We start from the raw sequence: 21,715 nt of genomic DNA, 5'->3' as shown, positions 1-21,715 counted from the left end.
TTTCTTCACTATTTCTTGTCAAAAGGAAGAAAAAAAATACATGTCAAAAAATTCAAATTCTCAAAAATTAGATAAAAGTAAAAAGTATCTAAGAAGCATGATGAGACTTAATTTTCCAGATCGAACGGAAGAAATAGAAATATATCTCATCAAAAAAAATGATACTATTACAAATCAATATAAATTAATAAGAAACAACAAAATAGATACTCTTGAAAGTTGTTATTATGATTTAGAAATATCTAAAACAGATAAACCGAATTTTTATAAAGGAAAAATAACTCTTCATACAAAATATGAAAATTTAAAATTAAATAAGAAAAACAGACGTACAATAGAATTCGGCTATTGTAATCAAAATAAAGATAGTTTATATTTAAAGTATATTACATCCAAAAGTTCTGCAACATTAAACTTTGAATTTGAAAATCATAAAAACTCAAAGTTAAATGGCATATTATATCAAATTACCGAACGTGATAGCACAAAAGAACTTATGAATTTAAATCAAGTTCATTTATTAGTAGATAATTTTCCACAAACAAATAATCTTTTTCTTGAGTCATACGATTTAGATAAGGACAAAAGCAAAAAACTTAATTTGAAGGGAATTAAATTGGAAAAAAAGAACTAAAAATGATTTATCTTAAAATGAATATTGAGATAAAAACTCGTAGTCTCAGTAATTTCAGAACCTAAAAAAACTACTCATTCTCCCCAATCTTATTCACCATAAAGATCATCAAAATTCCTAAAAGCGCCATAATAAGAAACGCCCATTTCATACTTAAATATTCAGAGATAAAACCAACCATTGGCGGAACCAACAAGAATCCTAAATAACCAATTGTAGATATAGAAGTTAAGGCAGAACCGCTGCTTAATTTTGAAGATCTTCCTGCAATACTAAATACTAAAGGAACTACGCAAGAAACACCAAATCCGATTAAAACGTACCCGAAAATAGTTGGATACGCATAAGGCAGAACAAAACAAACGCCAAACCCTAATGTGATTAATATTCCGCTGTAAAGCAGGATTTTTTTAGTTCCAAATTTCATTACACCATAATCGCCAAAAATACGACCTAACGTTACTGCCGATGCAAAAAATACAAAGGCTGCGCTGGTTAATTTTGGAGAGGCTTTTAATATATTTTCGAAATAAATTCCGCTCCAGTCGTACATTGTGTTTTCGCAAGCCATAGAAACAAAACAAATCAGAGAAAATTTTACTAGATTTTTTTCGGGCATAGAGAAGAATTTCTTCTTAACTGGAACAGGCTCATTATGAATACTCATCGGATAAAAACAAGCCGTTAGCGCTAGCATAAAAATACTTACTCCTAATAAATGGTGCGATGGCGCAATTTTCTGCGTTACCATTACATATCCTAAACCAGCTCCTGAAAAAACAGCGATACTCCAAACGGCATGAAAACGCGTAATAATAGATTTTGGATATAATTTCTGAACTTCAAGAGATTGTGCATTTATCGATAAATTAAAAATATTACGAGACGCTCCAAAGAATAAAAGTATGATTACCAACTGCCAGACAAAAGCTGCCAAACCAGGCAAAGACAGCGCCACATTAAACATTACTGCTCCGAGAAGCATTATATAACGGCTGCTGTATTTGTTTAATAATTTTCCTGTAAAAGGCATTGTGAGCATTAAACCGATTGGAAAAGCAAATAAAACGGCTCCAAATTCGGCTTCAGATAATTTTAGTTGCGCTTGTATATGTGGAATTCTTGAAACCCAAGAAGAATAACCAAAACCTGACAGAAAGAAAAAAACAGTGTTGGCAATACGATATCCTCTAGGCGTATTTTGAATCTTTTTAAAGAATGGTAAAATCATGAAGTCATTTTTCAGACCGCAAAATTAAGGCTTTTTAAAGTTTATCGCACTACAATTTCAAATAAGAATTTTGATAATTGCTCCAGAATCAACATTTAACAATTTAGTTTACAAATGGTAAAAATAAAAATTGTTAAAGTTATTTTAATTTCTACATTTGCATTGTTTTTATTCATTCTAAATAAAAACACTTTATAAACCAATTAAAAAGTAGCAATGAATTATCTCAGCCTGAAGACTTCACGTTTTCTATTTTCAATCAGTTTTTTATTTTCGTTCTTATCGATTTTTGCACAACAAAATCACGGAAAAATTAAAGGAACCATAACTACCTCAGACGGCGACGCTGCAGCGGGAGTAAATATTATTCTTAAAAACTCTAAATACGGTACTGTTTCTAATGACGATGGTACTTTCGATTTCAATAAAGTAAGAGCAAATTCTTATACACTTCAAGTGTCTTTAGCAGGTTATGAAACCGCAGAAACTGAAGTTACAGTTGCAGAAAGCGAGACTACAACAGTTAATTTACAACTGAAAGTTTCGAATAAAGAATTAAAAGAAGTTATCATTAATAGTCCGAAAAGCATTGTATCTAAAAAAACAGATTACGTTGCGAGAATGCCTCTTAAGAATCTTGAAAATCCACAGGTTTACAGCGTTATTCACAAAGAACTTTTACAGGAACAAGTAGCTGTTGATATTAGAAGTGCCGTACAAAACTCACCTGGTGTAGTTTCAATTAGTTATCCTTCGGGAGGTGTTGGAGTAATTTTCAGAGGATTCTCGACTGGAGTAAATGCTCGAAATGGAATGGAAACAGTTTCTGGACGTTCTTCTGTTGATCTTGGAAACGTAGAACGAATTGAAGTATTAAAAGGTCCATCTGGAACTTTATTTGGTTCTACGGTTTCTTCTTTTGGAGGAGTTGTAAATTTAGTAACCAAAAAACCTCATGAAACCACTGCTGCCGAAGTCTCATACACTACTGGAAGTTATGGTTTAAACCGACTTACTGCTGATGTGAACACTCCATTAAATAAAGACAAAAGTGTTTTATTCAGAATAAATATGGCGGTTAACAGAGAGAAAAGTTTTCTAGATTATGGTTTCAATAATGCTTTGCTTTTTGCGCCAAGTCTTACTTACAAAGCATCTGAAAAATTGACTTTCAATATTGATGCTGAACTTTATAACGTAAATAATACAAGACGTACTTACAATACTTATGCAGCAACTTCTGGAATTACAAATCCGAATGATTTGCAAATAAATTATAGAAAATCGATGTTTCATGATGATAATGATGCGAAAACAAAAGCAACTAAGGTTTTCGCGCAAGCAGAATATGAAATATCAGAAAACTGGAAATCTACAACTTTATTCTCGTTTGTTGGCGAAGATGTAGAACGCAGTTACCAAAGTTATGCTGTTTGGAGTTCTCCAACGCAAGTAGCTAGAAGAGTTGGACTTTGGGGACCAATTTATAACAACTACACTAACATTCAGGAAAATTTAAATGGAAAGTTTTCAACTGGTAACATCAAACATAAATTCCTTGCAGGTATCAATTACAGACTTTACAGCGGAGCTTTTTCTGGAGGAACTACTTTCACTCTTGATAATATTGATGTTACTACTCCGTTCTCTCCTATCAGAAGAAAAGCTGTTGACGCAGGTCTTGTTCTTACCACATCTCCAGTTGCAGATCAAAAAACATTTAGTGTTTATGCGTCTGATGTAATCAACTTTACAGATCGTCTTTCGGCTATGTTGAGTTTACGTTTGGATAATTTTGATCGTGAAAAAGTCGGAACTGTTGAAGGATATAGCCAAACTGCTCTTGCTCCGAAACTTGGATTGGTTTATGAATTAGTGAAAGATCAAGTTTCTGTATTCGGAAATTACATGAATGGTTTCCAAAATATGCAGCCGGTAACACAGCCAGATGCAACGCAATTCGTTTTAGATCCTATTTATGCGGTGCAATATGAGGGAGGAATTAAAGCTGAAGCTTTCAATAAAAAATTAACGGCTTCTGCAAGTTATTACAACATTACAATCGATAATGCGACAAGAGTAAATGCTACAGGCTTTACAGAACAAGACGGAAAACAAGTGAGTAAAGGTTTTGATTTTGAAGTAATGGCAACTCCAATTAACGGATTAAGCATTATTGCTGGATATGGTTATAATGACAATCGAATTGTAAAAGCTTCGGATCCTACTATTGAAGGAAATAAAGCCACATCTTCTCCTGAAAACGCAGTAAACTTCTGGACTTCATACACTTTCCAAAACAAACTGAAAGGTCTTGGTTTAGGTTTGGGTGCAAATTATGTTGACAAAAATTTCTTTACTGCCGATAATACTTTTTATATGCCTTCTTACACTACTCTTAATGGATCTGTATATTATGATCAGACATCATGGAGAGTTGGTTTGAAATTTAACAATATAACAAACGAAAAATACTGGGATTTCTGGGGAACTTCTCAAGCTCCAACCAATATTTTGGCTAGTTTAACTATTAAGTTTTAAAACCAAATTAAAAATTTAAATATAAAAAGCACCTCAGCAAAAGTCATGAGGTGCTTTTTTGATAAAAGCGTTTATAGAAACATGACATTTAAAAATTTTATAAAGAAGGTTCACTTATGGCTAGGATTATCTTCTGGTCTAATTGTTATTATCCTTGGAGTTACGGGCTGTTTGTATGCTTTTGAAGAAGAATTGCGTCCCATAATTTATGAATATTATTATGTAGATAAAGTCGAAAGCAAAAAACTTCCTATTAGCCAACTGATACAAATTGCCGAAGAAGCAAATGCAAAAGTTCATCCTAACCAAAAGCTTTCTGGCGCAAGGATTATAAATGATGATAAACGTACTGTTATTGTCTGGTTTTTTGAAGAATTAGATAAAGACGCAATTTGGTATTGGAATCGTTATCAAAATACATACGCTTATGTAAATCCGTATACAGGAAATGTGCAAAAACTGGAAGAATATAATTTTGAGTTTTTTGTTTTTGTGCGAGCGTTGCATCAGACACTTTGTTTTAGAAGCGAAATTGGCGATCCAATCACAGGAACGGCAACTATCATCTTTATTATTTCATTAATTACAGGCTTAATTTTGTGGTGGCCGAAAAATAAAAGTGCAGCAAAACAACGCTTTTGGTTTCAATGGAAAAACACCACAAAGTGGAAACGTAAAAACTACGATTTGCATAATATTTTGGGATATTACACGATGATTTTCGCTTTAATTATTGCGCTTACCGGATTGGTTTGGGCTTTTGAATGTTATGATAAAGGCGTTCAATGGTTATTTAACGGAGGAAAAACATTCAAAAAAGAAAAATTAGTTTCTGATACTACTCAATATTCTAAAATTACAGCCACAGATAAAATATTCGCTGCGACGAAAAAAGCAAATCCGAACGCCAAAAGCTATTATTTGTTTGTTCCAAAAGCAGAAGATTCTTTGGCCACTTTTCAAACCTTTGTGCGATACAAAAACCGTTTTGATGATGTATCGATGGAATTTGACCGATCAACAGCCAAATCGCTCCGAATTACAACTTATAATGATAAAAGCAACGGGGAGAAATTCAGATTTATAAATTATGATTTGCACGTTGGCAGTATCCTCGGATTTCCAGGAAAGGTTCTTGCTTTTTTTGCCAGTCTGGTTGCTGCAAGTTTGCCCATAACAGGTTTCTTAATTTGGTGGGGAAGAAATAATAAGAAGAAAAAAACGGTTTCCTAAAGATTTTCCCTTTATTTATTGCGCTTTTTGTGAATTTTATTTTTAATTATTCTAAATAAGACTTATGTTTGTAAAAAATATCTAATCATTTAAACTTGATCTTATGAAATCAAATACTTTAAAAATAGTAAGCTTTTTGTTTCTAATGCTTTTCGCTGCACCTCAGCTTTTTGCTCACGCACTTTGGATTGATACAAAAGCTACAGGAACAAAAGGAAAAGCTCAGGAAATTTCTGTTTACTTTGGAGAATTCTCTGATAACGACATTACAAAAGCTGATAAATGGTTTTCTGATTTAAAAGATTTTTCGCTAGTAGTAATTTCTCCTTCAAAAAAAGAAACAAAATTAACGTCTAAAGCTTTAGAAAATAAATATCAAGCGTTCTTTACACCTGATGAAGATGGAGTTTACACAATTGTAATGCACCACACAGTTGGAGATGTTTACGGAACAATGAAATTAGATTATAACTCAAGCGCAACAGTTGTTGTTGGAAATAAATCGGCTGGAAATGTGGCTGCTGCAAACAATAATAAAATTAGCGTTTTCTCTGAAAATGCAGATGTAGCGAAAAAGAACACTGCGGTTAACGTTTCTGCTTTATACGAAGGTGCTATTGCAAAATCTCAAAAAATTAAGGTAATCGCTCCAAACGGATGGGAAAAAGAATTGTGGACAAATGATAAAGGAGAAATCTCTTTTACTCCTATTTGGTCAGGAAATTATATGGTTGAGTTCGCTTATACTGAGAAATCTGCTGGTGAACACAATGGAAAAAAATACGATGAAATCTGGAAAATGGCTACTTACCAAATTGCAGTAAAATAAATTTAGAAAACTTCATTCTTAGATTTAATTTCAATTTAAAAAACCTTGCTTAACGGCAAGGTTTTTTTATTTCTATTAATACTAAATTAAAATAACATTAGAAAATCCTTAAGACAATCTTAAGAAAACAATAAGTAAGGTTTAAGTAAGAAAACGATCTTAAAATTTCGTTAACACATTTAGTCAATTGTATATTTGCGGCGATCTATTTTTATTGAATCTAAATAAATAACATGAAATATAATTTACTATTTGCGTTAGGATTATTGAGTTTTGCCTCTTATGCGCAAGACTATTCAAGCACCGAATCTACTTCTTCAGTAAACGATACTGTTAAGAATAAAAAGGGAGAAATTTTAAATGAAGTAGTTGTTACTAAAACTAAAGAACCAAAACCGGTAACAGCTGTTCGCTCTGGATTAAAACCAATGGATAATCCACAAAGCATACAAGTTATTGGTTCTGAAGTTATCGAACAACAACAGGCTATCAGATTAAGCGAGGTTCTTAAAAATGCTAACGGTGTTTACGTTGGTTCTGCTCGTGGTGGTGCTCAGGAATCTTTCTTTTCTAGAGGTTATGACATGTCTGCAAACAATATGTTTAAAAACGGATTCCGTTACAATTCAGGATCAATTCCTGATGTTTCTGGTCTAGATAAAGTAGAATTCCTTAAAGGTGGTTCTGCCCTATTATTCGGAAACGTAGCGCCTGGAGGAATTGTTAATTTAGTAACCAAAACACCTCAATTTAAAAGCGGTGGAGAAGTTTCAATGCAAATTGGAAGCTACTCTTATTACAAACCAGCTTTTGATTTGTATGGAGGTCTTACGAAATCAATCGCTTTTAGAATTAATGGTTCTTACGAAAACTCAGAAAGCTTTAGAGATGTTGTAAAAAACAAACGTGTATATGTAAATCCATCGTTGCTTTTTGTAATTAATCCTAAAACTCAAATTACATTACAAGGAGATTACTTAAGCGCAGACTGGACACCTGATTTTGGAACTGGAATTATCGGCACACAAATTCTTGACTTGCCTAGAAATGCTTTTTTCGGATCACTTTGGTCTAATGGTACTACAAAATCTGCTAGTGCATCTGTATTGTTGAATCATGATTTCAATAAAAACTGGAAGCTTAATTTCAATAGCTCTTACCAAACTTATGACAGAGCTTCAAAATCTACAGCACAATTATCTACTGTAAAAGATAACGGAGACTGGACAAGACCTTTAGTTCAAAATGATAACTCAGAACAAATCTTAGGAGATCAATTAAGTCTTCAAGGAAACTTTAATACAGGATCAATTAAACATCAAGTATTTACAGGTGCAGACTGGGAAAACTCTTTTGCAACAGCTTATACTTTTGCATTTAATCCTGCAAATTATGACACAATTAATCTTTTCAACTTTGATCCGTCAACGCAAAGAAATGACATTCCAGATGCGAGAGCGACTCAGATTGCAAAAACAGAAACGAATCGTTTTGGTGTCTATTTTCAAGATTTAATCTCAATTACAGAGCAATTCAAAGTATTAGCAGGTGTACGTTGGTCATGGCAAGAAGCTGAAGTTACAACTTACAAAGAAACTTTTGCTGGCGGCAAACAAACCGTTAAACCTGAAAATGCAGTACCTACAGTAGGAGCTAAAAAATTGGACAATGCATTCTCTCCAAAATTTGGATTAATTTACCAACCTAGAAAAGAGGTTTCTATCTTTGGTAGCTACTCTACTTCGTTTACTCCAAACACAGGAACTACAGCAGATTTAAAACCAATTGAGCCATCTATTATTGATCAATATGAAGCTGGTATCAAAACTGATTTCTTAAAAGGATTATTAAGCACAAATGTTACTGTTTACCAAATTACAAACAGCAACTTGGCTCAAACAGCAGAATTTAAAGCTGATGGAAGTTTAAACACAGATACAAACGTAAAAGTTTTAAGTGGAGAAACTAAAAGTAAAGGTGTTGAAGTTGACGTTACTGCAAGACCAATTGACGGACTTAGCATTATTGCAGGTTACAGCTACAACGATATGCGTTACACTAAAACATCTGGCTTAAACGGAAGTTTTATTGAAGGTGATCGTCTTGTTAGAACTCCAGCAAACACAGCAAACTTAAGTTTCTATTATACTATTCAAGAAGGTTTCATAAAAGGATTATCTGTTGGAGCAATTGGAAACTATATCGGTGATCGTATGGGCGGTTGGAATGACCAATATAGTACAGATCTTGTTAAATATCCTGATGGTATTTACCACAGAGAAATTCCATTAGAAGGTTATGTTACAATTGATGCTTCTGTTGGATATACTTGGAGAAAATTCTCGATTCTTTGCAAATTATCAAACATTACAAACGAATTAAATTATACTGTTCACGAGAATTATAGCGTGAACCCAATCGCTCCTCGTCAAGTAATGACAAGCTTGCGTTACAAGTTCTAAAATATTGAATTAGAGTTTTGATTTTATCCCAAGATTTTCAGTTTCACTCGAAAATCTTGGGATTTTTATTTTTAGTCCAATCCTAATTCAATTAACACTATTTTTGTTTGAAATTATAATCCATAAAAACAAATTCAAGAATGTCAGATTCCAAGAAAAACCAATTACAAAAAAGTTTAGGCCTTAGTTTTAATATCGCCGTTTTAATTGGAGGAACAATCGGTGTTGGAATTTTAAGAACACCCGGAACTATTGCAGAAATGCTAAACAATTACTGGCTTATTTTGGCTTCTTGGCTCTTTGGAGGTTTATATGTTTTATTGGGAGCAAATTCGTATTCAGAACTGGCAACTATGCTGCCAAAAGCCGGCGGATCTTACAATTATATCAAAAGAGCTTTGGGCGAGTATGCAGGTTTTCTTTCTGGCTGGTACGATTATATTGTAAATGCAATTCCGCCTGCGTTTTATTGCATTGTAATTAGCGAATACACGATTATTTTATTTCCGCAATTGGCAAATTATTCAACGGTATTATCGATTTCTTTATTGGTTGCATTTGTTTTGCTTCACTTAAGCGGAGTTAAAAACGGAAGTTTGATTCAGCAAATTACGAGTTTATTAAAAGTGATTTGCTTTGTGGCTTTGGTTGTAGCTTGCTTTATGTATTCTGGAGTTGAAATTCCGCCAATTAAAACAGATAATTCCATCTTTCAAATCGGACTTATTTTTGGATTTTTTAAATCTTTACAATTAATTATCGGAACTTATAATGGCTGGAATGCCGTTTGCTTTTTCGCAGAAGAAAATGACGATCCAAGCAAAAATATTCCGAAATCTTTATATAGTGGCGTTTTGCTTGTAGTTGCTATTTATATTTTGGTTAATGCAGCATTTTTTCATGTTCTGCCAATCGAAACATTAGCAAAATCTAATCTGGCTGCTGCCGATGTTGCAAAGATTCTTTTCGGAGAAAATGGCGCCAAAATCGTAACCGTAATTTCGATCTTTTCTTTAATTAGTATTTTGAATGCTTTTATGATGATTCCGCCAAGAATTCTTTACGGATTAAGCCGTGACGGATTTTTTATTGAAAAAGGAACAAACGTAAACAAAGGAGGAACACCAATTGTTGCGCTACTGGTTTCGTCTCTTTTCAGTTTGTTTTTAATTTGCATAGGCTCGTTCGAAGTATTATTTTCATTCGCCGCTTTTATCTCGATAATCGTTTGGGGATTGGCTTATTATTCTCTTTTAAAACTAAGAACCACAGAACCAGATTTACCAAGACCATATCGTTCGTTTTGGTATCCGTGGACAACCATACTCGCTATTATATTTTCAATCGCATTACTGGGAGGGTTTATCTACAGCGACCCAAAAAGCTTTATGATTATTGTTGCAATTACGATTATTTCTTATCCTTTATTTTTGGCTTTGAAGAAGAAAAGATAGCTACAATTCTTTTAAAAAAAAGATAGCCACGAATTCACGAATTATTTGTTTTGCTTAAAGATTATAAAAAATAAATTCGTGAATTCGTGGCGAAAAAAAACAAACCCGACAGCTTTCAAAAACTGTCGGGTTTTGTATTATAAACTAAATTTGATTTCTTATTTCAAACCAGCCAAACTTTGCTCGATTGTAGCAATTTTTGCTAATGCATCGGCTTGTTTTTGTTTTTCTAAATTAAGAACTTTCTCTGGAGCTCCGTTTACGAATTTCTCGTTTGAAAGTTTTGCTTCAACAGATTTCAGGAATCCTTTAGTGTAATTCAATTCTTCTGTCAGTTTTGCGATTTCAGCTTCAACGTCGATGTTTCCTGTAATCGGAATGAAATATTCATTTGATTTTACACGGAAAGACAATGCGCCGTCTACTTTTTCAGAAACATATTCGAAAGCAGAAACGTTTCCTAATTTCGTTATGATTGAATCAAAATAAGTTGAAACATTTTCGCTATTGATTCCTTTTAATTCGATTGCATCTTTAAACGGAATATTTTTGTCTTTACGAATCGTTCTAATTCCAGAAATTACCTCAATTGAGTTTTCAAAATCAGCAATTAATTTTGCGTCAAATGGTTTTACTTCTGGCCAAGTCGAAACAATTAAAGCTTCTTCTGGAGTTCTTTCAGCAATCAATTGCCAAATTTCCTCTGTCAAGAAAGGCATGAACGGATGCAATAACTTCAAGTTGTTTTCTAACATTTCGATCGCTTTCGCGAAAGTTACGCTGTCAATTGGCTGTTGGTATGCAGGTTTAATCATTTCTAAGAACCAAGAACAGAAATCATCCCAAACCAATTTATAAATCGCCATAAGAGAATCTGAAATTCTGTATTTCTCGAAATTATCTTCAATATCAACTAAAGTTTGTTGCAACTTCGCTTCGTACCATTCGATTGCCACTTTTGAAGATTCTGGCTGTGGAATAGTTTCTGAAACTTCCCAACCTTTAATCAATTTGAAGGCATTCCAAATTTTGTTTGAAAATGCTTTTCCTTGACTACATAATTCTTCATCAAACATGATATCGTTTCCTGCAGAAGCACTTAAAAGCAATCCTACACGAACACCGTCTGCACTGAATTTATCGATCAAATCTAAAGGATCAGGAGAATTCCCTAATGATTTAGACATTTTACGACGTTGTTTATCACGAACCAAACCAGTCAAATATACATTTGTAAATGGTTTTTCGCCTGCATATTCGTAACCTGCAATGATCATTCTCGCAACCCAGAAGAATAAAATATCTGGACCAGTTACTAAATCATTTGTTGGATAATAGTATTTAAAATCTGGACTTTCTGGATCCATAATTCCACCAAAAACAGACATTGGCCATAACCAAGAAGAGAACCATGTATCTAACGCGTCAACATCTTGTTTTAAATCTTTTGTTTCAAGTTTCAAGTTTGAAGTTTTCTTCTGTGCTAATTTCAAAGCATCTTCGATGTTTTCAGCAACTACGAAATCTTCTTTTCCGTCACCATAATAGTACGCTGGAATTTGTTGTCCCCACCATAATTGACGAGAAATATTCCAATCGCGAATATTGTTTAACCAATGCGCATAAGTGTTTTCGAAGCGTTTTGGATGTAATTTAATATCTCCTGTTTCTAAAACTGACTTAATTGCTGGTTTTACCAATTCTTCCATTTTTAAGAACCATTGGTCTGATAATCTTGGTTCGATTACCGCTTTTGTTCTTTCAGAAGTTCCAACTTTATTTAAGTGAATTTCTGTTTTTGCTAAAGCTCCAATTTCTTCAAGTTCTTTTTCAATTTCCTTACGAACTACAAAACGGTCTTTTCCTTGATACTGTAATCCGAAGCTGTTTAAAGTTGCGTCTTCATTAAAAATATCAACGATTTCTAAGTTGTGTTTTTCACCCAAAGTTTTATCGTTCATATCGTGCGCAGGCGTTACTTTCAAACATCCTGTTCCGAATTCTACATCTACATATTCGTCTTCAATAATTGGAATTACTCTACCGCAAATTGGAACGATTGCTTTTTTACCTTTTAAATGTGTAAATCGCTCATCGTTCGGGTTGATACAGATTGCAGTATCTCCGAAGATAGTCTCAGGACGTGTTGTAGCAATAGTCAAGAAATCTTCTGAACCTTCGATTTTATATTTTAAGAAAAATAATTTTCCTTGTTGTTCTTCGTAAATTACTTCTTCGTCAGATAAAGTCGTTTTTGCTTCTGGATCCCAGTTTACCATTCGGTATCCTCTGTAAATTAATCCTTTGTTGTATAAATCAACAAACGATTTAATTACAGAAGCAGACATATCTGGATCCATAGTAAATTTAGTGCGTTCCCAATCGCAAGAAGCACCTAATTTCTTAAGTTGTTCTAAGATTGTTCCGCCGTATTTATCTGTCCATTCCCAAGCATGTTTTAGGAATTCTTCACGAGTCAAATCATTTTTATTGATTCCTTCTGCTTTTAATTTCGCTACAACTTTTGCTTCAGTAGCAATAGAAGCGTGATCCGTTCCCGGAACCCAACAAGCGTTGAATCCTTTAAGACGCGCTCTACGAATTAAAACATCTTGAATTGTATTGTTCAACATATGTCCCATGTGAAGGACTCCAGTGACGTTTGGCGGCGGGATTACAATAGTGTACGGTGTTCTATGATCTGGTTCTGAATGAAAATAGTTATTTTTCATCCAGTAATCATACCATTTACTCTCAATCGTCTTAGCGTCAAATTGTGCTGGAATTGTCATTTATATATGTTTAATCGTTTACTTTTTATTTATTCGTTTAATCGTTAATTTGTTTAATCGTTTTTTGAAATCCATTTAGGAAGATCGGTTAAACAATTTAACAGTTAAACAAATAAACGAAATTTTGGTTCAATTTTTGTATTTCTAACTGACAGCAAAAGTAAATAATTAAGTAGACTATAAAAAGAGAAATAATAATTTGTGTGTTAATTAAAAGAATGTATATTTACTTACAATTAAAAAAAAGATTTCATATGAAAAATGCAGCCTCTTTTATTGCAGTCTTATTGTTTAGCGCAGTAAGTTATGCACAAAATGGCCCGAAAATTGAATTTGCAGCCCCAGACAATACAATTGATTATGGAAAAATTTCTAAGAGTGACAACGGACTTCGTTCCTTTGAGTTTACAAACACTGGTGATGCTCCTTTATTAATTACAGGTGCAGAATCTACTCTAAGTTCAATCGTTGTAACCAAACCTGCGGCAGCAATCATGCCGGGCAAAAAAGGAAAAATCGATGTAAAATATAATATGGTTGCAGGACCTATTCGCAAAACAATTACTGTTGAAACAAATGCAGTAAATTATCCTGACGGAAGAGTCGCTCTTAAAATTAAGGGTGAAGTTCAATAAGAATTTAAATTTCTAAAATAATAAAAGCCGTTTCTTTAACTAGAAACGGCTTTATTTTTTTAGAGCTCTTTTTTTATTTAGCACATTCTACTGTGTCAAATTTATATTTTACGCTTTCAAAATCAATTGGTTTGTCTTTTACTAAATAAGTAACTCCCATTGTAGTTTGCATAGTTCCGTTACCCAAAATAAGCTGATTATTACGTTTTAAAAGTGCCATCGGATTCTTGAATATTTTCTCTCCATTCACATTGTCTTTAAAAGTATAATCTACAAACAAAGTATCACCATGAAACTCGCCCGTCACTTCTCCTGTTCTAACAGTTGAAGGCGCAACCTTCATAATCATATCTCCAGCTAATTTTCCGTTTTTTAAAGTATTCAATTTTAAATCTACTGTATCCTTTTCATAAATTGCTTTGTAGCATGCAGTGCTTACTACTGCTTCTCCTTCTGCTTTTGTAGCTTCGGCAGCTTTTTGTTTTTCTTCATTTTTACAGCTTTGCAATCCGATTAAGGATAAAAGCAAACAAGACAAGGTTAGATTTCTCATAATTTTTCTATTTCGTTGATATCACTATAAAATTAAAGAAAAAAGACTTTCTCCTTACAATAATTTTATAAATTTTTGATTACAAATTCAGATCTTCTGTTCAATTCGTGTTCTTCTTCAGAGCAAGATTCGTCTGTTTTACATTTTATAATTGGCACATATTCTCCATAACCTTTTGCCGTCAATCGTTTAGGATCTATACCTGACTGAATGATAAACTCTCTAGTAGAATCGGCTCTTTTTTGAGAAAGATTTTCATTAAACTTATCATTTCCTCTAGAATCGGTGTGTGAACCAATTTCGATTTTCATGTCTGGATATTTCTTCAACAGCTCTACAACCCTTCCTAAAACTACTTTTGATTCTTTTCGGATATACCACATATTGTAATCAAAGTAAATCGGATCTGTTTTAATGATCAAACGGTCTTTGTCTTTTACAATATCTTTTTCCTTCGCTAAAATTTCTTTTACTTTTTCGTTCTTTCTAATTTCAGCAGCCACGATTGCTGCTTCCTTCGCTTTTTTCTCCTTATCTTTTAATTCGATTGCTGCTAAAGCTTCTTTTTTCTTGTTTTCTTCTTCAATAATAATTTCTTGCTTTCTCTTATTTTCAGCAATTTGCTTTTCTTCTTGTTTGATAATTTCTAAAGATTTTAATGCTAAAGAACCGTCGTTAACTTTATCTCTTGTTTTATCTAAAGTCAATGTTTTAGACGCATTAGTGTAATTTTCTTTGGAAGCAGAAATTTTATATGAAGCTTCGCAAGCAACTGTAAAACTGAATTTCCCGTCAGCAGAAGTTGTAATCGTATTTAAGGTCCTGTTTTCAGAATCTTGCAATATTACTGTTGCATTTTCTAAAGCCAATTGCGTATCAATATCTGTAATTGTTCCCGCGATAAACTGTTTGCAATCTTCAACAATTAAATCTTTTATTTCTTTGAATTGATAAATATCGTCGCTTCCTTTTCCTCCTTCTCTATTCGAAGCAAAAAATCCTTCTTTGGTATTTGAATCAATATTAAAAGCAAAATCATCTAAATTAGAATTTAAAGGAAGTCCAACATTTATGGGTTTTGAATATTCATTTCCATTTATTTCAGAAACAAAAACATCTAAAGATCCGTAACCTAAATGCCCATTTGATGAAAAGTAAAGTTTGTTATCTGCCGAAGCAAAAGGAAACTGTTCTCTTTTATCAGTATTAATTTCTGGTCCTAAATTTTTCGGAGTATCAAATGCACCTTTATTTATATTAACTGAATAAATATCAAAAGAGCCCAAAGATCCTGGCATATCAGAAGCAAAATACAATACTTTTTCATCGGCGCTCAAAGCAGGATGCTCAACAGAATAATTCGGACTATTGAATGGAAGCGATGTAATATTCGTCCACTTTCCTTCTACCAATTCTGCTTTAAAAATTTGAAGATTGGAGATTTTATTGTCGTCTTTTTTCTTCTTTCCGTTTTTAGAATTGTTTCTCGTAAAATACATCGTTTTGCCATCTTTTGTAAAAACAGCATTCGATTCGTGCATTCCGGTTTTTAATTCTTTAGCAAAATAATGAACGATAGAATCTGCCGAATTAATGTTTTTAAGCGGAATCGAAACCAAATTTAAATAGGTTTCATTATCCCATTTGTATTTTTTATCAAACAAACCTGGCTTCAATTTTACTCCTGCAAAAACTAAATCTTCTTTATATTTTACAGCTCCAAACTCTGAATTTGGAGTATTTACAGGAAGATTTTTAATCTCGAAACGTTTACCAATTGCGGTGACATTTTCTAAGGTTTTTAATTCTTTTTCGAAATTGACAATATCTTCTGCATTGGCAGATTTAGAATAATATTCCTTTAAATTGGCATTTGCATCGTCATTGCTATTGGTTGCTTTTAAAGTCTGAGCGTATCTAAAATAATATTCTCGGTCTAAATTATTGCTATAATTTGAAACCAAAAGACGATAATAGCGTTGTGCTTTTACTAGATCATTAGTATAGAAATAAGAATCGGCTAGATTTTTAATGACTTCTTGCGAAGGTCTTTCGTCTGCTAATTTTTGGTATAAAATAATAGCTTCACTGTAATACGTTTTATCAAAAAAACGTTTTGCTCTGGCCAATTCTTGATCTTGTGCATTTATAAACTGTATTGAAAATACGAATATAATAACGAGTAATTTTTTCATATTTTTCATTTTAGAAGAATCTTGGAGATTTATCAAATCCTTTTCCTAGCAAGTCCAAATCAAATAACAGCATAATTTCGTGTGTTCCAGAATTAAACTGTCCGAAGTTTGTAAGCGTGTAATCGTAAGAGTAGCCCACTCTCAATGTCGGAGTCACATTGATATTGAAAAGCGCACTTACTGAATCGTCAATTCTGTATGCGGCTCCAAATTCAAACTTTTCATTGTACAAAACATTCGCAGTAACATCTAAAGTTATTGGCGAGCCTTTTACAAATTTTGACATAAATGCTGGTTTGAATTTCACTTTATCACTAACCTGAAAAATATAACCTGCTGTCAAAAAAGTATGTATTTCTTCAGAACCAAAAGCATTCACTCCTGATTTTTCTTCAATGTATTTTGACTTCAACAAATTCGGAGCAGATAATCCAACATAAAGATTGTCTCTAAAATAGTAAGCTCCTACTCCAATATTGGGTTTGGTTGCATTTATATTTTCTGAAAAAGCAAAATCGGTTTCTGGATCTGTAAATCTAAATCCGTTAAAATTGCTTTGCATAGACGAAAATCCAGCTTTTAAACCTAGCGATAATTTATTCTTTCCTCCTAATTTTAAAACATAAGCAAAATCGGCATAAACGTTATTTTCTTTTTTTGCACCGTCACCAATGTCATCAGAAATGAATGAGATTCCAGCTTCTATTTTATCATTAATCGCTGTATGTCCAAAAAATGTAAACGTTTTTGGAGCACCATAAGCGCCAACCCACTGTGTTCTGTATAATCCTCCAAAGTTCATCATGGCAGGAACTCCCGTTGCATAAGCAGGATTGACAACGCTCATATTGTACATATAATGCGTGTATTCTGGGTCTTGCTGGGCAGAAACGGACAAACAGAAAAGGAAATTTATAAGGAGTATTATTTTTTTCATTTGAAAATTATATTAAAAATGTAAAAGAGATTTATCGATTTAAATAAAGACGACCTTGTTTTGGAGGTCTATTGTCTTTATTAAAATGAAGCACATAAAAATAAACTCCGTTGGGCGCAATACCTCCAGCGATACCGCTTTTCTCGTAATTTTTGCCATCCCAAGCTGGTTTACTATTATCTCCTTTATACATTCCATTTCCGTATCTGTTATAAATTTCAAGCACATAATTTGGATATAAAAACTCAATGTCTTTTATCACAAATGAATCGTTTACACCGTCTCCGTTTGGAGAAAATCCGTCTGGAATAAAGAAATCGTACTGCGCAACCTCGCAGTCTTGAAGTGAAACTTTTACTTCTTTATAACTTTCAGACATACATCTTGTTGTCTCATTCAAATCATATCCATAATAAATTGCATTATGAACTAATAATGTGGTTGATGGGAGTAAATTTCCGTCGACTGCATCGTACCAAGCCACCGTTGAAGGAACGTTTGTTTTATTAGACAGATCGCTTATTTTTGGATTTGCTAGTCCGCAAAAATCTGCGGCTTCGTTCATTTCTGGTGCTGGCGTATCGTATATTAAAACTGAAATTTTTGCCGGTTCTGAAGTACAGCCTTGGGCAGAGGTTTCTCTAACGTAATAATCTTCTGTTTTTAAAACATAATCAAATGCTAGCGGCGTTGTTGCTGTTGCCGAATTATACCATTTGTATTGAGTTCCGTTTGGTTCTAAATTGGCAATTACCGCTTCATCAACTTTACAAAATTTCTGATCTATCACAATTGGCGCAGGCGGAATCGGATTTATTATAAAATCGTCTGTAACATTAATTAGATTTACAACACAATTTGTGACTGTATTCGTTAAATTCAATAATGTAATTTTTGTCGAGCCTGTATTTAAAAGCAATTCGGCAGGAATAATAAAATCTAATTTACCATTTGTTACTGCTTTAGTTATGGTTTGAACAGCAGAGATATTACTTTCTGATAATGCATAAGAAATACTTGCATTCGTTAAATTCCCTAAACCCGAAACTTCTACGGTTACTGGCGCATTCAAACAAAAATCTTTAACTGCCGCAGTTACGGTTGCAGCGTTTGGCAACGGATTTATATACAGATTTCCTGCAACATTTGCTCTATTAGTACATTGAGGTGAAGGATTTGTTATATTCGTGATGCTGTAAATAGTAATTACTGACAGACCGCTTCTTATATTCAAATTTCCTGGAATTGTAAAAGATGCTTTTCCGCCAACAGATTGTATTACAGCTGTTTCTCCCAAAGCAAGATTGTCTCCATTTATGTTGTACCAAATACGATAAGTTCCGTCAATCAATTGAGGCGTTGTAAGCTGGATTAATCCAGCATCATTTTGACAAATCGGAAGCGAAGTCAATGTTGCATTAGTTAAAAGTGGCAGTGGATAGATGTTTAAAACGTTTGAAAATGGACTAAAAATATTGACACATTTTCCTTTTCCCGTCGTAGGCGATATACTCGTAACTGTAATGGTATACTGCCCTACTTGCCTAAAATAAGAGGAACGTATTCCAAAGTTAAATTGTCCATTTATAAAATTTGCTCTTACATTCTCAGATGCTGATACTCCTGGCCCTACAACACTAAAATTAACATCATAAGTTCCATTGGGAATATTATCTGGACCTTGAGTAATTTTTGCCGAATAAGTCGCCGTTGCAATTTCAGATTCGCAGATATCTTTACTAACTTCAATTTTAGACCCTGAAAAATCAAGTCTTTTCTCTAGACTTATACGTACTGTAACATCTTTATTAGCGCATATACTATTACCAGGAACTGCTAAAACAGTATAGGTGTAAGAGTATGTGCCAGGTCCACTTGTATCAAATAATTCCTGAAGATTAATATTATGATCTGTAGGAGAAGTTAGTCCTATCCCCGTCCAAGTTCCTCCTTTGTCGCCTCCACTTAACTGATCAAACAAATCTAAATCAGTATAGCCAGCCAAATCTGTAGTTCCGCATAACTCCAAATCTTGTGGCTGACCAATTTTCGGAGCTATATAAATGGTTACTTGTACATTGGTCGATTTTGAGTTAGGAGAACACGCAAGCACAGGTGGCACAGTATAAATAAAATCAAGTGTAGTTTTGACTGTGTAATTCCCAATATCTATTATAGGATCTACGGGTAGACCGGTACTAGTAGTAAATTTTCCGTTTACATGCGGCCCCATCACTTTACTGTCAAATGCTGTAAAAAGATTAAACTTTTGGTTTTCGTTACAAACTGTTGCTTGAGATCCCACTCCAACGTATGCACCTATAGTAATTGTAACTACAGCTTTGTTATCTGTACAGCCCGAAGTTGCCGGAGCTGTATAGGTATAGTGATATTCTCCTCCGCTGAGGATAAATTGAGCATTTAAAATACCCGTTGAAGGATTTAAGCCTTGTAGATTATTATCATCTGTCCATGTTCCGCCAGGAACTGGAGAACCTCCTAGTAAAGAAAATAAATTTACAGATTGATAAATCGGATTAGCAACATCACAAATTAATTCGTTTACATTGTCGTCACCAGCACATTGGGCATATAATTTTGAAGAAAGTGGCGTAAAAAAAATAAAAAATAATACAAAATGTAGGTAACTAAAGTAGTTTTTTGCCATAAATTAAATTTTTGCTAAACATAAGAAAATATTTAACTAAAAAACTAATTTTTAACAAACTTATTTTCACAAAATAAAGACATTCCTACTATACAGCATTATGAATCAAGGTTTTTCAATAAAAATACAACTGAATGTTTTTTTACAATTCATCTTCTAATTTAAATCTAAATTTCAGCACCAAACTGTTTCGTTCGACTTCCATATTAATCCAAACATCATCTTCCGACTTTAAAAGACTATTTATTTGCTGAAGACTATATTTATAAGGTTGATTTTTATTAATACTCACAATAATATCTCCTTTTTGCAATCCGCATTTTTCGGCTGCAGAATTTTTTCGCACATTAACTATTTCATAAACAGGTTTAAGAGCAAATTTATATTTGAAATTATTATCATTTCTATCTTTTTCCTGCAATTCATCCATTGTAGAGGCAACTCGCACCGTTTCTAAATGCACCGTTTCCTGCACCCACTGAAGTCCGTTGTGCTGAACTGTGATTCCGCTTTTATTATAAGTAAACGGTTCTCCAAATTTGCTGTTTCTTTTTAAGTACAGTTTTTTTTCTCCATAGTCTAAAACCAGAGTAAATCGTTTCAAAACTTCGCCTCCAACAGACCCAATACGTCCTGGAACCATCTTAACGTTACGAATGGATGCTGAATCAGGAAAAGAGACTATTGGTTTTTTAAAATCAAATTCATCAATCGAAAATTTATCAATTTTAGCGCGATGCCCTTCAATATCACCGCTAAATCCTTTTCCTAAGAAATCAGGAAAATTTTTATTTGGAAGCTTTATTTTATCATTTTCAAAAACCCAAAAAGCATCGCTATTTCCAATATCAATTAAAAGCTTCGCCGGAATTTCTTGATCATTTACTGTAGCCGTTGTCATTACATAAGGTTTAGCCTTTTCTACAGTTATTGGAACCATTCTAAACTGTTTGTTTAGTTTTTCCTGAAACTTATTGCCCTTCGCATGCACTATTATTTTCTTTTTCTGATAATTTACTTCAACAAGATTATTTCTAAAGAATTTATGGCCGATAATTCCGTTAACAGGAATTCCGATATGCGAAGACAGATTAAAGCTTTGATCTAAGATAATAAAAACCATATGGTCGCTTGATTTCAGACCATGCGTTTCTAGAATATTCCTTGTTGATTTTAGACCTTCTATTTCTTCTTCACTTCCTAATCCACGGAGTTTAATTTTCACCACATTGTTAAAACTAACTTCCTGTTTTTCATCCATACTAAAGAGAATTGTTTCTTCAACACCTGAATCTAGCAGAAAATTTAGCTCCACTCCGTTTACTTTTATTGGAATAAAAATAAGGTTATTTATCAGTTTAAAAGGGATTGTAGCCTTTGTTGCATTGTTTTCCAATATAAAATCGCCTTGTCCAAAAAGCAAAAAAGGTAAGAATAACCCAAAAAACAATACTATATATTTTTTCATTGACAATATTTTATTATAAAATTACTAAATATATTTATTATTGTTACATTTTTAGAAGTACCCTTATTATTTACGTTAAATAC

14 protein-coding genes are annotated in these 21,715 nt (G+C 33.2%); 7 read left to right on the top strand and 7 right to left on the bottom strand.

Annotated elements, in window-relative coordinates; all coding sequences use genetic code 11:
- Positions 1 to 40 precede the first annotated feature (40 nt).
- On the top strand, positions 41 to 634 hold the full coding sequence (locus ACE01P_RS14555; protein ID WP_379699062.1) for a hypothetical protein: 594 nt from the start codon (positions 41 to 43) through the stop codon (positions 632 to 634).
- Positions 635 to 704: 70 nt separating this feature from the next.
- Here ACE01P_RS14555 and ACE01P_RS14550 read toward each other — a convergent pair whose 3' ends face one another.
- Positions 705 to 1,865 (bottom strand): MFS transporter, encoded by a 1,161-nt coding sequence (locus ACE01P_RS14550; protein ID WP_379699060.1) that lies wholly within the window; start codon positions 1,863 to 1,865, stop codon positions 705 to 707.
- A 216-nt stretch (positions 1,866 to 2,081) separates the two neighbouring features.
- Here ACE01P_RS14550 and ACE01P_RS14545 point away from each other — a divergent pair, with 216 nt between their 5' ends.
- The 5 genes from ACE01P_RS14545 (at position 2,082) to ACE01P_RS14525 (ending at position 10,384) form a co-directional block, all read left to right on the top strand.
- The gene (locus ACE01P_RS14545) at positions 2,082 to 4,406 is read left to right on the top strand and encodes a TonB-dependent siderophore receptor (protein ID WP_379699058.1); all 2,325 of its coding nucleotides are present in this window, start codon (positions 2,082 to 2,084) and stop codon (positions 4,404 to 4,406) included.
- An 81-nt stretch (positions 4,407 to 4,487) separates the two neighbouring features.
- Positions 4,488 to 5,639, top strand: a complete 1,152-nt coding sequence (locus ACE01P_RS14540) for a PepSY-associated TM helix domain-containing protein (protein WP_379699056.1) — start codon at positions 4,488 to 4,490, stop codon at positions 5,637 to 5,639.
- A gap of 103 nt (positions 5,640 to 5,742) precedes the next feature.
- Positions 5,743 to 6,468: a hypothetical protein gene (locus ACE01P_RS14535; RefSeq protein WP_379699054.1), complete on the top strand. Its 726-nt coding sequence runs from the start codon at positions 5,743 to 5,745 to the stop codon at positions 6,466 to 6,468.
- A 233-nt stretch (positions 6,469 to 6,701) separates the two neighbouring features.
- Positions 6,702 to 8,930, top strand: coding sequence for a TonB-dependent siderophore receptor (locus ACE01P_RS14530; RefSeq protein ID WP_379699052.1), 2,229 nt, complete (start codon positions 6,702 to 6,704; stop codon positions 8,928 to 8,930).
- Between the two features lie 140 nt (positions 8,931 to 9,070).
- A complete protein-coding gene (locus ACE01P_RS14525; RefSeq protein ID WP_379699050.1) occupies positions 9,071 to 10,384 on the top strand; it encodes an APC family permease in 1,314 nt (437 codons plus the stop codon).
- 158 nt (positions 10,385 to 10,542) lie between these two features.
- On the opposite strand, the gene ACE01P_RS14520 is transcribed toward ACE01P_RS14525, so the two are convergent.
- On the bottom strand, positions 10,543 to 13,176 hold the full coding sequence (locus tag ACE01P_RS14520; protein ID WP_379699048.1) for a valine--tRNA ligase: 2,634 nt from the start codon (positions 13,174 to 13,176) through the stop codon (positions 10,543 to 10,545).
- A 254-nt stretch (positions 13,177 to 13,430) separates the two neighbouring features.
- On the opposite strand from ACE01P_RS14520, the gene ACE01P_RS14515 reads away from it, so the two are divergent.
- Positions 13,431 to 13,811, top strand: coding sequence for a DUF1573 domain-containing protein (locus tag ACE01P_RS14515; protein ID WP_379699046.1), 381 nt, complete (start codon positions 13,431 to 13,433; stop codon positions 13,809 to 13,811).
- A 73-nt stretch (positions 13,812 to 13,884) separates the two neighbouring features.
- Here ACE01P_RS14515 and ACE01P_RS14510 read toward each other — a convergent pair whose 3' ends face one another.
- The 5 genes from ACE01P_RS14510 to ACE01P_RS14490 all read right to left on the bottom strand — a co-directional run bounded on the left by ACE01P_RS14510 (position 13,885) and on the right by ACE01P_RS14490 (position 21,632).
- Positions 13,885 to 14,364: a hypothetical protein gene (locus ACE01P_RS14510; protein WP_379699044.1), complete on the bottom strand. Its 480-nt coding sequence runs from the start codon at positions 14,362 to 14,364 to the stop codon at positions 13,885 to 13,887.
- 65 nt (positions 14,365 to 14,429) lie between these two features.
- The gene (locus ACE01P_RS14505; protein WP_379699042.1) at positions 14,430 to 16,559 is read right to left on the bottom strand and encodes an OmpA family protein; all 2,130 of its coding nucleotides are present in this window, start codon (positions 16,557 to 16,559) and stop codon (positions 14,430 to 14,432) included.
- A 10-nt stretch (positions 16,560 to 16,569) separates the two neighbouring features.
- A complete protein-coding gene (locus ACE01P_RS14500; RefSeq protein ID WP_379699040.1) occupies positions 16,570 to 17,496 on the bottom strand; it encodes a type IX secretion system membrane protein PorP/SprF in 927 nt (308 codons plus the stop codon).
- A 31-nt stretch (positions 17,497 to 17,527) separates the two neighbouring features.
- Positions 17,528 to 20,164 carry a gliding motility-associated C-terminal domain-containing protein gene (locus tag ACE01P_RS14495; protein ID WP_379699038.1) on the bottom strand — a complete coding sequence of 879 codons (2,637 nt, stop codon included), beginning with the start codon at positions 20,162 to 20,164 and terminating at the stop codon, positions 17,528 to 17,530.
- A 142-nt stretch (positions 20,165 to 20,306) separates the two neighbouring features.
- Positions 20,307 to 21,632 carry a PDZ domain-containing protein gene (locus ACE01P_RS14490; protein WP_379699036.1) on the bottom strand — a complete coding sequence of 442 codons (1,326 nt, stop codon included), beginning with the start codon at positions 21,630 to 21,632 and terminating at the stop codon, positions 20,307 to 20,309.
- Positions 21,633 to 21,715 lie beyond the last annotated feature (83 nt).

It is taken from the genome of Flavobacterium sp. HJSW_4, from assembly GCF_042436695.1.
Classification (GTDB): Bacteria; Bacteroidota; Bacteroidia; order Flavobacteriales; family Flavobacteriaceae; genus Flavobacterium.
This window is presented reverse-complemented; position numbering and strand designations above follow the sequence as displayed.

What these genes read in the sequence shown, in the direction of transcription:
- ACE01P_RS14555 (WP_379699062.1), top strand. Translation starts at nt 41, where the DNA reads ATGTCAAAAAATTCAAATTCTCAAAAATTAGATAAAAGTAAAAAGTAT.
- ACE01P_RS14550 (WP_379699060.1), bottom strand. Translation starts at nt 1,865, where the DNA reads ATGATTTTACCATTCTTTAAAAAGATTCAAAATACGCCTAGAGGATAT.
- ACE01P_RS14545 (WP_379699058.1), top strand. Translation starts at nt 2,082, where the DNA reads ATGAATTATCTCAGCCTGAAGACTTCACGTTTTCTATTTTCAATCAGT.
- ACE01P_RS14540 (WP_379699056.1), top strand. Translation starts at nt 4,488, where the DNA reads ATGACATTTAAAAATTTTATAAAGAAGGTTCACTTATGGCTAGGATTA.
- ACE01P_RS14535 (WP_379699054.1), top strand. Translation starts at nt 5,743, where the DNA reads ATGAAATCAAATACTTTAAAAATAGTAAGCTTTTTGTTTCTAATGCTT.
- ACE01P_RS14530 (WP_379699052.1), top strand. Translation starts at nt 6,702, where the DNA reads ATGAAATATAATTTACTATTTGCGTTAGGATTATTGAGTTTTGCCTCT.
- ACE01P_RS14525 (WP_379699050.1), top strand. Translation starts at nt 9,071, where the DNA reads ATGTCAGATTCCAAGAAAAACCAATTACAAAAAAGTTTAGGCCTTAGT.
- ACE01P_RS14520 (WP_379699048.1), bottom strand. Translation starts at nt 13,176, where the DNA reads ATGACAATTCCAGCACAATTTGACGCTAAGACGATTGAGAGTAAATGG.
- ACE01P_RS14515 (WP_379699046.1), top strand. Translation starts at nt 13,431, where the DNA reads ATGAAAAATGCAGCCTCTTTTATTGCAGTCTTATTGTTTAGCGCAGTA.
- ACE01P_RS14510 (WP_379699044.1), bottom strand. Translation starts at nt 14,364, where the DNA reads ATGAGAAATCTAACCTTGTCTTGTTTGCTTTTATCCTTAATCGGATTG.
- ACE01P_RS14505 (WP_379699042.1), bottom strand. Translation starts at nt 16,559, where the DNA reads ATGAAAAAATTACTCGTTATTATATTCGTATTTTCAATACAGTTTATA.
- ACE01P_RS14500 (WP_379699040.1), bottom strand. Translation starts at nt 17,496, where the DNA reads ATGAAAAAAATAATACTCCTTATAAATTTCCTTTTCTGTTTGTCCGTT.
- ACE01P_RS14495 (WP_379699038.1), bottom strand. Translation starts at nt 20,164, where the DNA reads ATGGCAAAAAACTACTTTAGTTACCTACATTTTGTATTATTTTTTATT.
- ACE01P_RS14490 (WP_379699036.1), bottom strand. Translation starts at nt 21,632, where the DNA reads ATGAAAAAATATATAGTATTGTTTTTTGGGTTATTCTTACCTTTTTTG.